The 14,014-nt window shown below is 31.1% G+C and carries 10 protein-coding genes and 2 pseudogenes; all 12 read left to right on the top strand.

The features are described 5' to 3' along the window. Positions 1 to 699, top strand: a 699-nt coding sequence (locus tag B5E75_RS13150) for a PD-(D/E)XK nuclease domain-containing protein (protein ID WP_206413991.1), incomplete at its 5' end; no start/stop codon positions are given. Positions 700 to 942: 243 nt separating this feature from the next. Continuing rightward, positions 943 to 2,367 carry a PTS sugar transporter subunit IIC gene (locus tag B5E75_RS13145; protein WP_087360084.1) on the top strand — a complete coding sequence of 475 codons (1,425 nt, stop codon included), beginning with the start codon at positions 943 to 945 and terminating at the stop codon, positions 2,365 to 2,367. A 113-nt stretch (positions 2,368 to 2,480) separates the two neighbouring features. After that, positions 2,481 to 3,821, top strand: coding sequence for a glycoside hydrolase family 1 protein (locus B5E75_RS13140; protein WP_087360081.1), 1,341 nt, complete (start codon positions 2,481 to 2,483; stop codon positions 3,819 to 3,821). Between the two features lie 87 nt (positions 3,822 to 3,908). Next, positions 3,909 to 4,427 carry a hypothetical protein gene (locus B5E75_RS13135; RefSeq protein WP_087360078.1) on the top strand — a complete coding sequence of 173 codons (519 nt, stop codon included), beginning with the start codon at positions 3,909 to 3,911 and terminating at the stop codon, positions 4,425 to 4,427. A 515-nt stretch (positions 4,428 to 4,942) separates the two neighbouring features. Then, positions 4,943 to 6,340: pseudogene (locus tag B5E75_RS13130) on the top strand (6-phospho-beta-glucosidase). Between the two features lie 103 nt (positions 6,341 to 6,443). Beyond that, positions 6,444 to 7,606 (top strand): annotated as a pseudogene (gene anmK / locus B5E75_RS13125) (anhydro-N-acetylmuramic acid kinase AnmK). A gap of 53 nt (positions 7,607 to 7,659) precedes the next feature. Continuing rightward, positions 7,660 to 8,499: a MurR/RpiR family transcriptional regulator gene (locus B5E75_RS13120; protein WP_087360075.1), complete on the top strand. Its 840-nt coding sequence runs from the start codon at positions 7,660 to 7,662 to the stop codon at positions 8,497 to 8,499. A 255-nt stretch (positions 8,500 to 8,754) separates the two neighbouring features. After that, the gene (gene murQ, locus B5E75_RS13115) at positions 8,755 to 9,654 is read left to right on the top strand and encodes an N-acetylmuramic acid 6-phosphate etherase (protein ID WP_087360072.1); all 900 of its coding nucleotides are present in this window, start codon (positions 8,755 to 8,757) and stop codon (positions 9,652 to 9,654) included. A 13-nt stretch (positions 9,655 to 9,667) separates the two neighbouring features. Next, positions 9,668 to 10,000 carry a hypothetical protein gene (locus tag B5E75_RS13110; protein ID WP_087360069.1) on the top strand — a complete coding sequence of 111 codons (333 nt, stop codon included), beginning with the start codon at positions 9,668 to 9,670 and terminating at the stop codon, positions 9,998 to 10,000. 14 nt (positions 10,001 to 10,014) lie between these two features. After that, complete coding sequence (locus B5E75_RS13105; RefSeq protein WP_087360066.1) at positions 10,015 to 11,361, top strand: PTS sugar transporter subunit IIC; 1,347 nt, start codon at positions 10,015 to 10,017, stop codon at positions 11,359 to 11,361. Positions 11,362 to 11,415: 54 nt separating this feature from the next. Further along, positions 11,416 to 12,315 carry an N-acetylglucosamine kinase gene (locus tag B5E75_RS13100; protein WP_087360063.1) on the top strand — a complete coding sequence of 300 codons (900 nt, stop codon included), beginning with the start codon at positions 11,416 to 11,418 and terminating at the stop codon, positions 12,313 to 12,315. 1 nt (position 12,316) lies between these two features. After that, positions 12,317 to 13,741 carry a glycoside hydrolase family 1 protein gene (locus tag B5E75_RS13095; RefSeq protein WP_087360059.1) on the top strand — a complete coding sequence of 475 codons (1,425 nt, stop codon included), beginning with the start codon at positions 12,317 to 12,319 and terminating at the stop codon, positions 13,739 to 13,741. Positions 13,742 to 14,014: the final 273 nt, after the last annotated feature.

Here is a 14,014-nt window from a genome sequence, read left to right as displayed (position 1 = left end):
ACGATGACAATGAAGGAAGAATTTGAAAAACTAATCAATGATCAAAGCATCATCAAAAAGATTGTTCCTGAACTGACGTATCGAGAAATGGACTTTCATAGTATTCAGACAATGAATGATAATGTGTATAGTTTTCTGTTGTTTACTGGCTATCTAAAAATCAAGAGTAAAGTTGATAATGATCATCCTTATACCTATGAACTTGTGATTCCTAATAAAGAAGTCAAATATATCTATGAAGATATCTTCATGAAATGGTTTGACAGTTATCAAAGAGAACGAAAGGGAAAGTTTATTGATAAGCTCATAAAAGGTGAAATGATTGAAGCTATAGATTTATTGAATGATGTGCTGGAATCAAGTATTAGTTATTATGATAGTCTGGAAAGTTTTTATCATGGTTTTATGGTAGGCTTTCTGCAGGAAACAGAATATGAAATACAGTCTAACAAAGAAAGTGGCGAAGGACGATTTGACATAGCTTTAGTACCAAGAAGAATCACAAGAGAATGTATTATTCTTGAATGTAAGCACAGTAAGAGTGTAGGAACATTAATACAGGATAGTCAAATTGCAGCTGACCAGATTGTTCAAAAAGGCTATCGTGAAATATTTATAAGACAGGGATATCCAAAAGTTTTAGGATATGGTATATCATTTTATCGAAAACAATGTTATATAACAAAATGTAAAGATTGATATTTTAGTAAAACAAGTCACCTATCTTAATTGTAATGACTTGTTTTTTATTTGTAAAACCATGAAAATATATAAATTTGGAATAAAAAAATAAGTAAAATAAACTAAAAATAAAGTAAAAATATTAATTAAAACCACATTTTATTGGAAAAGTACCATACTTTTCATATAAAAGCATTGACTTTTATATGAAAAGAATTTATACTTATATTGTCAAAAATATTTTAAGGGAGGAAAAATTTTATGGATGCTTTTGCTGATAAGCTAGGGCGTATTGGAGCTTGGTGCGGTCAAAACAAGTACTTAGGTTCAATTAAAAATGCGTTCCAAAACTTTATGCCAGCAACTATCGCTGGTGCCATTGGGGTTTTATGGACAAACGTATTGGTTAACAGTTCAAGCGGTTTAGGAGCTTTATGGGAACCAATCATGGCTTTAGAAGTTATTAACCCTGTATTTGCTGCAATTCAATTTGCAACTATTTCATGTATCGCTATTGGTGTAGTTATGTTAGTTGGGCAAGAAATTGCTGAAGCTAATGGTGAAACTGGTGCTTTCCCAGCAGTATTATCATTTATTGCTTGGTTAGTAGTTACTCCAAATAGTAACTCTGTAGCAGGTTTAGGTCTTACTGACGCTGCTGGTGCTGCTGTTACTAAATTAGTAGATGGAGAAAGTGTAGCTGTTACAATTGGAGAAAAATTAGGTGATTTAACTCCAGCTGCATTCTCTGGTATTAGTGCTAACTATACAGGAGCTACTGGTTTATTTACTGCATTAATCATTGGTATCTTAGCTATGGAAATTTATGGATGGTTAAGAAAACAAGATGCATTAAAAATCAAAATGCCTGAACAAGTACCTCCAGGTGTTTCTCGTGCATTCGAAGTTTTAATTCCAGCATTCTTAATGTTAGCTATCGTTGGATTAATTGGTCATGTTGCATACTTAGCAACTGGTAAATATTTAAATGACTTAATTTCTTATTACATTCAACAACCATTAACTAATATTATTGGTGGTAATATCTTTGCCGTATGCTTAATGTATGTCTTAATCTCATTATTCTGGTTAGTTGGTATTCATGGTAACAACATGATGGCAGCTGTTAAGGAACCAATCTTCAAACCTATGTTATATGCAAATACTGCATTATTTACAAATGGTGAAACAATGCCTTTAACTGCTGAAATCAAAGCTCATGGTTGGTATCAATTAAACTTAGGTATGTTAGTAATGTTTGGTGAATTCGGTGGTTCTGGTGTTACTATCGGTTTAGTTATTGCAATCTTTATCTTTGGTAAACGTGCTGATAACCGTGCAATCGCTACATTATCAGTTGTTCCTGGATTATTCAATATTAACGAAACAGTAACATTTGGTATTCCATTAGTATTGAACCCAATCTTAGGTATTCCATTTATTATTGCTCCAGTAGCAAGTATCGTTTTAGGTTATGTATTAACACTTATGGGAATCATGCCTATCGTTGTACTTGAAGTTCCTTGGACAATGCCACCAGTATTCTATGGATTCTTAGCAACAGGTGGTAACCCAATGGGTGCTGTATGTCAAATTTTAGCAGTAGTTTTAGTAACTCTTATCTACATTCCATTTGTTATCTTCTATGAAAGATATCAAAATAAACAAGCTGCTGAAGCTGAATAAGATTTAAATTGAAAATAAAAGGTTGTGCTAAAATAGTTTATCTATTAATAGCATCAACCTTTTTTCATTTAAAATTTTGATCTGAACATTCATAATTTATAAAGGAGAAGAAAATGAGATTTCCAGAAAACTTTTTATGGGGTGGTGCAGTCACTGCTCACCAAAGTGAAGGTGCATATGATATTGATGGAAAGTTGCCTTCAGTATGTGATTTATTGGCTAGAGATGATGCTTCAAATTTTCATGATGGTGTAGATAGTTATCATCGCTATGATGAAGATTTTGCGTTATTTGAAGAAATGGGATTTAAAAGTTATCGTTTTTCGATAGATTGGTCAAGAGTGATGCCAGATGGTTTTCATTTCAATGAAGAAGGAATGGCATTTTATGATCGCTTTATTGATAGTATGATTGCTCATGGAATGGAACCTATTTGTTCTTTATATCATTTTGAAATGCCGATGGTATTATATGAAAAATATAATGGGTTTTATTCACGCATTGTCGTTGATCAATTTATTAAATATGCCTATAAAATGATTGATAGATATGGTGATAGAGTCAAAAAATGGATTTCTTTTAATGAGCATAATGGAATTTTATTGGATGGTCATAAATTAGCATATGGGGCCATTTGCCCTGAGGGGGTTAAGGAAGAATTGTTTTTCCATCAATTGATGCATAATTCATTATATGCACATGCTAAAGTGACTGAAAAGGTTCATACAATTGAAAATGCTTTAATGTTAGGTATGGTTTTGTATATTCCTCACTATAGTGCATCTTGTCATCCTATGGATGAATTGGCAGCAAGAAATCATATGGCAAAAACAAATGTTTTTTTGGATGTATTTGTTCATGGTGAATATAGTCCTTATTTTTTAAAGAAGATGAAACATGATCAAACAATGCCTGTTATGGAAGATAATGATTTGAAAATAATGAAGGAAAATACGGTGGATTGGATTTCTTTAAGTTATTATAACAGTGATATTGTACAGTACGATTCTCATCATTCATATCATATCCTCAATAATCCATGTTTAGAAGTATCTCAGTGGAATTGGTCAGTTGATCCTGTGGGTCTTCGCATCGCTTTAAGAGATATTTATGAAAAGTATCGTTTACCAGTTATGGTGGTTGAGAATGGTTTGGGTGTTGAAGATATTTTTGAAAATGGAACAGTCATAGATGATAAAAGAATAACCTATCTTGATGCACACATTAAGCAAGTTGGAAAAGCTATTGAAGAAGGTGTGGATTGTAGAGGTTATCTTGTTTGGGGTCCTATTGATATATTATCATCACAAGCAGATATGAATAAACGTTATGGAATGATTTATGTGAATAGAGATAATAATAATCTAAGAGATATGAATAGATATAAGAAAAAATCTTTTGAATGGTATAAAAATGTTATCCATTCAAATGGTGGATTAATTGATGATGAATAAAATATATAAAATGTAAGATAAGAGAAATTTTTAAATTGTTATTTATGTCAATATCATGTATAATAGACAAGGAAAGTGGGGATTTTTATGGAAGAAGTAAAAACGTTCAAATATAGAATCAATACTGCAACAATTATTTTTTTAGCAGCATTAGTTTTTTATACATTATTTACTGCATTTACACAAGATTTACAAACAGTTCTTATTATTGGGATCTTTACTATTCTTTGCTTTGTCGTTTTCATTGGTATGCGTCCATATAAATATTCAATTGAAAAAAAGGAATTAACAATTCATTATGCTTTATGGAAAAACAGTCATGTTGATTTAATGCATTGTGAAACTATTTGTGATCCTGTTCCAAGATGGGCAGATTTAGTGACAAGACCACATGCTATTGAAATTTATACTGATACAAAGAAAAGGTATTGTTTCTTCCCTAAAGAAAGAGTGGAATTCGTACATGAAGTCGTAAAAGCAAATAAAAGAATCCATTGTACGGTTAAAGAGTATACAGATGTATATCGTATTTTGGAAAAGAAAGATCGTAAAGAAAGACGTAAAGCAGAAAAGAAAGCTGCAAAAGAAGCACGATCTCAAAAATAAATTCTATATAAGAGCAATAGGGATTTTGATATTAAATGTCGAATCCTTTTTTTATTGGTTTTACTATCATGAATTAGTAAATATGATCACTCATTTTTAAATTATGTTATCTATTTATAATTTATAGAGATAATGTGTTTTAAAGGATTTAATGTATAGGTTAAAATTATGTAAAGAGTTATCTGTCAAAATGAATGGAATGTTAAAATCATTTAAAAGTATAATTAAATATTATTTGTGTTATAAATTTAACGATTCTTAATGAAGAATAATGCTTTGAGTATTATGTAAAGAATGACTAAAAAGAAAGATAGTATATCATAATATTTACAATAAGCAAATATTGTGCTATATTTGTCTTAGAAAAAGATTTTTAAACTTTTTTGTCTAAATAGGAAGTAAAATGAAGCGTTTATTGCGTATATATATAATAGAGGGACATTTCTTGGATTGTTTTATGACTCCTTAAATATTGATGTTGTTGTTAACTATAAAAATCAAAAAAGGAAAAAATAATGGAAAAGAAACCTGTAAAAATTGTTACAATTGGTGGAGGAAGTAGCTATACACCAGAATTAATGGAAGGATTCATTAAAAGATACAATGAACTTCCAATTAAAGAAGTTTGGTTAGTTGATATTGAAGATGGAAAAGAAAAACTTGAAATCGTTGGAGCGATGGCTCAACGTATGTGGGATACTTCACCATATGATGTCAAAGTGCATTTGACTTTAGACCGTAGAGAAGCGTTAAAAGATGCAGACTTTGTGACGACTCAATTTAGAGTTGGACTATTAAATGCCCGTGTGAAAGATGAAAGAATTCCTTTCTCATATGGCATGTTAGGTCAGGAAACAAATGGTGCTGGAGGAATCTTTAAAGCTTTTAGAACAAATCCAGTGATTTTAAGCATTGTCGAAGACATGAAAGAATTATGTCCAGATGCATGGTTAATTAACTTTACAAATCCAATTGGAATGGTCACTGAAGCTGTTATGAAATATGGAAAATGGGATAAAGTGATTGGATTATGTAATGTTCCTGTAGGAGCAATGATGAAAGAACCAGAAACAATTGGAAAAACTTTAGACCAGTTAACATACAAATTTGCTGGATTGAATCATTTCCATTGGCATAAAGTTTTTGATGAACATGGAAATGAAGTTACACAACAAATCATTGATGCTATCTATGATCCAGATGTTGATGATGGAATACCAAAGAATATCTTTAATGTGAAGTTCTTTAAAGAACAGCTCGATACAATGCAAATGATTCCATGTGGATATCATAGATATTATTATCGTCAAGAAGAAATGTTGAAACATGGACTTGAAGAATACAATACAATTGGAACAAGAGCATAACAGGTCAAACAAACTGAAGAAGAATTGTTTGAATTATATAAAAATCCTGATTTAGATCATAAACCAGAACAATTAGCAAAACGTGGCGGAGCACATTATAGTGATGCTGCCTGTGAAACAATTGCATCTATCTATGCTAATAAGAATACACATATTGTTGTCACAACAAGAAACAATGGAGCAGTCCCTGATTTACCAGCTGAAGCAGCTGTAGAAGTTTCTTCATTTATTGGAGCTACAGGAGCAGGAGCGATTGCCTTTGGACCATTGCAACCAGCAGAAAGAGGATGGTTACAATGCATGAAAAATATGGAATGGTGTGTAGAAGAAGCAGCTGTTACAGGAGATTATGGAAAAGCATTACAGGCATTTATTTTAAATCCACAGATTCCATCAGGAGCCACAGCAAAAAGAGTATTAGATGAATTATTACTTGCCCATAAAAAATACTTACCACAATTTGCAGATAAGATTGCCGAGCTTGAAGCAGAAGGTGTAACAATCAAAGATGATGTTGCAAGAGAATTAACTGAACAAGGATTATAATCATAATAAAAGACAGTAGGAGTCAAATCTTACTGTTTTTTATTGAAATAAATAATATTTTAAAAACAAAGTTAGAATATTGAAATTTTATTTTAATAAGTGTATGATTTTTTTTGAGGTGATGATGATGTATGCAATTGGAATCATGTCGGGTACATCTATGGATGGAATTGATACTGTTTTAGTGGATATTGATGGGTTTGGCATGGAAACAAAGATGAAAGTTATAGGTTATCATGAGTATCCTATGCCAATAGATATGAAAGAGAAAATTAAAAAACATGTGATGAAAAGAATTCTTGTGTTGATGAGATATGTAGTTTGAATTTTGAATTGGGGTATTTGTTTGTTGAGGCTGTGAGAATTTTGCTTAAAAAATATGATGTAGCACAAAAAGATATTTCTTTTATTGCGACACATGGTCAAACTATCTACCATATTCCTTTTTTGAAAAATCAATTAATACCATCCACACTACAGATAGGAGAACCAGCTGTGTTGGCATATGAGTTGAATACCACAGTGGTTTCTAATTTTAGGGTCATGGATATGGCTGCAGGTGGACAAGGGGCACCATTAGTACCTTATAGTGAATATTTGTTATATAGTGAACCATGCAAGAATATTGCCTTGCAAAATATTGGTGGTATTGGCAATGTGACATTGTTAGTGGGACAAGATATTGATGCGATTCAGGCTTTCGATACGGGACCAGGTAATATGATGATTAATGAAGCGTGTCGTCAGCTTTATCGTTTAGAATATGATGATCAAGGAAAAATTGCAGCCAAGGGACATACTATAGATGGACTTTTGAATATGTTGATGAAGCATCCTTATATGTCAAAAAAGCCACCAAAATCTACTGGTAGAGAAGATTTTGGAGAAAATTATGTTCAACAGCTTTTACATCATTATAAGTATGAAAAAGCAGAAGATATTATAGCAACATTGACTTATTTTACGGCAAAATCTATAGCGTATCATTATCAACGTGATATTTTGCCAAATTATCCTTTAGATAAAGTTGTAATTGGTGGCGGTGGTAGTCATAACTTGACATTAATGAATATGATTCGTCAAGAATTATCACCTGTGAAAGTTTACACACAAGATGAAATGGGCTATTCAAGTGATGCAAAGGAAGCCATCGCATTTGTGATTATGGGAAATGAAACATTGCATCACCATTTTTCTAATGTAAAAAGTGCCACTGGCGCAAAAGACTATGTCGTATTAGGAAATATCACACCTAAACCTAGATAATTTCTAGTAATTTTCTTTTTTGATTGATATAATAAATATTAGGTGATGATATTGTGAATTGTTTAGTACAGATAAGGGAAGCTCAAAAAAGTTATACAACAACAGAGAAAATAATTGCTGAATATATTTTGGAACATGCTCATGATATATTAAATGATTCAGCACAGGAGTTGGGGAAGAAAACACAGACTTCTGCAGCTGCAGTTATCCGTTTTTCTAAAAAACTAGGTTATAAAGGATTTAGTGATTTAAAAATCAGTTTAGCAGGATCTCAACAAAATGAAGAAGAAAATATTGATGCTGTTTTAGAGGAAACAGATGATCTTTCAACATTGATTCATAAATGTTGTCAATTGAATATTTCAACTGTTCAAAAAACATATCAGATGATTAATGAAAAGAATTTACAAAAAGCTATTGAATATATTATCAATGCTCAAACTGTCTATTTATTTGGAGTAGGTAGTTCTGCCATTGTGGCTTATGATTTTTCACAAAAACTAATTAGAATAGGTAAGAAAGCTATCTACAACTCAGATATTCATGTTCAAATGACATTTGCAGAAAGCATGAGTCCAAATGATGTGGCTGTTTTTATTAGTTACTCTGGAATGACAACAGGATTAACAGGAATGGCTAAAAAGCTTAAGTCCGATGGTATACCATGTATTTCTATTACACAGAATTCTAAGAATATTGTAGCGAAAAATTCAACTGTTAATCTTTTTGTACCTCTAGAAGAGAAAGAAATTAGAATTGGAGCAATTTCGTCAAGATCAGCTTCTTTAGTTATGACGGATCTTTTATACTATGGTGTTTATAAGAACGATTTACAAGATAATAAAGATAAGCTTTTAGAAACAAAAGATCTTGTTTCTAGATTGTTGAAATAAAAATTAATAAGTATTATATTCAAATAAAAGTCTAAGGGTATTCTTTAATGATAAAAAGAGTACCTTTTTTGATGTTAGAAAATATTTAGTGGGATGATTTTTAATTGGTTAGTTTGTGAGCAAAGATATATCATGTTTCTTATAGGAGAATATTTTTATAGGATTTATTAAAATATAATTTCAAATATTTAAAATATATATTGAAATCATATTTTAATAATGATATAATAATTTTGGAAGGAGAGGGGAGAATAAATGAAATTAAATGCCTTGGATACAGAACAGATAAATAAAGAATCTTTACATATTGATGAAATGGATACGTTAGATATTTTGAAAGTCATCAATAATGAAGATCAAAAAGTTGCTATAGCAGTAAAAGACGTCTTACCTAAAATTGCAGAAGCTGTAGATTGTATCTATGAGAAGATGAGTTGTGGTGGCAGATTGATTTACATAGGTGCGGGAACATCAGGAAGATTAGGAATTTTAGATGCTTCTGAGTGTCCTCCAACATATGGAGTCGAACCTACTCTTGTCCAGGGATTGATCGCAGGTGGAAAAGAGGCATTAACAACAGCTATTGAAGGTGCTGAGGATTCACAAGAGCTGGCCATTCTTGATTTGAAATCAATCGAACTCAATGAAAATGATGTTGTTTGTGGAATTGCTGCATCTGGAAGAACACCATATGTTATAGGTGGATTAATTTATGCAAAACAAAAAGGGTGTTCAACAATCTCGATATGTTGTGTTCATCAAGGGGAGCTTTCGCAATATGCTGATTATCCAATTGAAGTTATTGTAGGACCGGAAGTTGTTACAGGTTCAACAAGAATGAAATCTGGTACAGCACAGAAGCTGGTTTTAAATATGCTTTCAACAACATCGATGATTAAGATGGGAAAAGTATATGGGAATTTAATGGTTGATGTTCAACCAACAAATGAGAAATTAAGATTAAGAGCTATTAATATTGTTCATCAAGCAATCGATATCCCGGAAGAAGATGCAAAAAAATTATTGAAGGAAAGTCATTATAATGTAAAAGTTGCTATTCTTAGGGGATTGACAGGAAAAACAGAAGAAGAATGTTTAGAAGCTTTAAAAAATAATAATGAAAATATTAGCTTTGCAGTCAAACATCTTAAATAAAGGAGTCTATAAAATGAGAAAATATGTGGTTAAGGATGCAAATAATAAAAAATATAAAAATGTTTTTGGTGTAACTGATTATGATATACCTATGTTTGGATTTAAAAGTGCAATATTTATTACTGCTATGACACTTTTATCGTTGATTATTTGCATTAATGTATGTGTTGCGTTGCATATTGATTATCGTTTACCAAATGCAATTATTACTGGAATTGTATGTGGGTTTAGTGTAGCTTTTTCACAGTTTTTTATTGAAACGAAAAAAGGAATTTGTAAAGATTTTTTGATTGTAGGATGTTTATTTGGTTGTGTTGCTTTTTTCATTATTTTATTATTTAAATAATTAGGAGGATTAAAATGTTTGAGAAAATTTCGAAATTGATCGAAGGTCGTTTAGCAGGACCTTTGGAAAAATTATCAAATCAAAGACATTTAAGAGCGATTCGTGATGGTATCATTGCGACATTACCATTAATTATTGTAAGTTCATTATTGATGGTTATTGCATTTTCTTATAATCAAATGCCAGAATCATGGGGTATTAGACAAGTAATTCAAGATAATGCCGTAGCTATTTTGTTGCCATATAGAATGTCAATGTATATTATGACATTATATGCTGTTTTTGGTATTGGGTATTCATTAGCTAAATCATATGATTTAGATGGATTAAGTGGAGCTATTTTAGCTGAATTAACTTTCTTATTAACTATTGTACCTGTTTCAATACCTGATGTTACTGAATCTATTTCAGCTTTAGCAGAAACAAATGCAGAATTAAGTACATTCCTTAGTGCTTTGCCATCAGGATATGTTATACCAGCAGAATACTTAGGATCAGCTGGAATGTTTATTGGTATCATCTCAGCTTTTATTGGTGTAGAAATTTATCGTTTTACACAAGTCAAAGGATTTAAGATTACGATGCCTGCTGCTGTACCACCAGCTGTTGCTCGTTCATTTGAATCATTAACACCAACAATTATAATTATTTTAGGTGTTTCAACAATCACTATGTGGTTGGGAATAAATGTACATCAATTAGTTGGTAATTTGATTAAACCATTAATTAGTGTTACAGATACATTACCATCTACGTTGTTAATTATTTTCTTAATTATGTTCTTCTGGTCTTTTGGAATTCATGGGGATTCAGTTGTCAGTTCATTGGCAAGACCAATTTGGTTGATTTTATTAGATCAAAATACAGCTGCTGTTGCATCAGGTGGAGTCGCTACACATATTGGTGTAGAACCATTTTTACAATGGTTTGTACATATTGGAGGGTCAGGAGCTACTTTAGGTTTAGCAATCTTATTCTGTGTAAAAGCAAAATCTAAATATGGAAAAACATTAGGAAGAACAACAATTTTACCATCAATATTTAATATTAATGAACCAATGATTTTTGGTGCTCCAATAGTATTAAATCCAATGTTATTAATACCATTTATTGTAACACCTCTTATTTTGGCAACAATTGCTTGGATAGCAACTGCTATGAATTTAGTGAATTGTGCAGTTACTATTGCTCCATGGACATTACCAGGACCTATTGGTGCTTATTTGGCTTGTGGTGGTGATTGGAGAGCTGCAGTATTGAATGTCATATTAATTATTATTTCAATTATTATTTATTATCCATTCTTTAAAATGTATGATAACGAATTATTAGCAGAAGAAAAAGAAGCACCAGCAGAATAGAGAAGAAGGATTTTCCTTTTTCTCTTTATCTTTAATAATGTATAGGAGAGAAATATGAAATATATAGGAATAGATGGTGGCGGAACAAAGACCAAATTTTCTCTATTTAATGAAGAGGGAAAAAAAGAAAAAGATGTATTAAAACCGACAGTTCATATTTTAAATCAATCTGAGGAGAAATGTGTTCAATATTTAAAGGAAGGCGTAAATGAATTGGATCCAGACCAAAATTGTTATGTAGTTGCAGGATTGGCTGGATATGGACAACAAAAAGAATTACGTGATAAAATTCAGAATGTCTGCAATCGTGCATTTGGTAAAAGACAATTTTCTTTATATAATGATGTCGAAATTGCTGTTCAAGGTGCATTAAATGGAGAAGATGGAATTGTAGTCATTGCTGGAACAGGATCTATTGCTCTTTCGAATATTAATCATAAATTTAAAAGATGCGGGGGCTGGGGATATCAATTAGGAGATGAAGGAAGTGCATTTTGGATTGTAAAAAAAATGTTATCTGTTTATTGTCGACAAATTGATGGACGCTTAGAAAAAACACAATTATATGATATTCTCAAAAAAGAATGTCGTTTGATAAATGATTATGACATAATCACATTTATGAATAACTTAAATAATGATCGTAGTTCTATCGCTTCGTTAGCTTATATAGCAGCAATGGCTGCTGATTGTGGAGATCCACATGTATTACAAATATATCAAGAAGCCGCTTATGAAATTAGTTTGCTTATCAGAACGTTAGCAAAAGAATTCAGTTCTCCCTTTAAGGTTTCTTATATAGGAGGAGTATTTAATGCTGGACACTATATATTAAATCCTTTAAAAGAACAATTAAAATTTTTACCTTGTGAACTTATATCTCCTATTCATTCACCAGAATATGGCGCATTTATGCTTGGAAAAATAGACAATTATAAAGAAAAGAGGAAATAAAATGGTAAAGAAAATTTTATGGGGAGGTGCAACTTCTTCAAGTCAATATGAAGGTGCTTATAAAGAAGGAGGTAAGGGTTTAGATACTCAAGATTGTCGTCCTTATCTTCCTAGAACAGAACAAGCAACAACAAAAACACGTTTATTAAGTTATGAAACTATAGAAAAATCAAAACAATGCCAAGGTGTTGGAAATTATCCTTTTCGTATGGGAAGTGATGGATATCATCATATAAAAGAAGATATAGCACTTATTAAAGAATTAGGATTAGATATTTATAGATTTTCAATTTCATGGGCAAGAATATTTCCTAATGGAGATGAAGAAGAAGCAAATGAAGAAGGATTGAAATTCTATGATGGAATTATTAAGTCGTTAAAAGAAAGTGGAATAAAAATCTTTTTGACAATGAATCATTATGCTGTTCCATTACATTTGGTAGAAAAGTATGGTGGTTGGACGAATAGAAAAATGGTTGATTTTTATTTTAAATTTGCTAAAACAATTATGAATCGTTGGAAAGATGATATTGATTTTTGGCTTCCTTTTAATGAAATAAATGCAGGATATTTTAGTCCTTATAATGGTGTTGGCTTGGTGAAGGAAGAAAACAAACCATATGATCAATCACTTGTTTTCCAATCATTACATCATCAATTCTTAGCGAGTGCCAAAACAATTGAGTATGGTAAAAAAATTGTTAAAGGACAATTTGGGTGTATGATTTCTTGTTTCTGCTATTATCCGTTGACTGCTAAGCCTGAAGATAATATGAAACTTGTTCATGATGAAAATGTCAATCAATGGTTTTGCTCAGATGTATTAGCTAGAGGATATTATCCTTACTATATGAAACGTTTTTTTAAAGAAAGAAATATTCATGTTCATATGGAACCTGAAGATGAAGAATTACTATTAAACAATACATGTGACTTTGTTTCATTCTCATATTATTCTTCAAGTGTGGTAACAATAGAAGAAGCACCTCAAACTGCTGGTAATTTAGTTGTAACAACAAAAAATCCTTACTTAAAAGCTACAGATTGGGGTTGGCAAATTGATCCTATTGGTATGAGAATTACTTTAAATAAAGTATATGATCGTTATCAAAAACCAGTTATGGTATCTGAAAATGGTTTGGGTACACATGATGTTTTAGAAAAGGATTTTACTGTGCATGATACTTATCGTATTGAGTATTTGAAACAACACTTTAATCAAATTTTAGAAGCAGTTGAAGATGGTGTGGATGTATTAGCATACTGCATGTGGGGAATTATTGATATTGTGTCAGCAGGAAGTTGTGAAATGGAAAAAAGATACGGTGTCGTATATGTAGATGCTGATAACGAAGGAAATGGAGATTATAGCCGATATAAAAAAGATAGTTTTTATTGGTATAAGACGTTTATTGAAAATCATTAATAAATATATTGAATAGAATAATAATTTTCAAAATAGTTATTGAATATTATGTTGTTATGTTCTATGAATAACAAGGATTATATGCTTCAATGATTTTGTTGACAAGAAGTGTATTTAACATTATTAATATTTATAAAATGTTAAGCTATATCACATGAACCGCCCCTGTCAAGTAGACAGGTGAAATAATTAAAAATGTTTTTGATGAAGTTGCCGAGGAGACAACTTCATTTTTCTTTATGCAGCTAATGTTGTATTACTTGTATAATGTTC

The organism is Massiliimicrobium timonense, from assembly GCF_002160865.1.
In the GTDB taxonomy this organism is placed as follows: domain Bacteria; phylum Bacillota_I; class Bacilli_A; order Erysipelotrichales; family Coprobacillaceae; genus Allocoprobacillus.
This window is presented reverse-complemented; position numbering and strand designations above follow the sequence as displayed.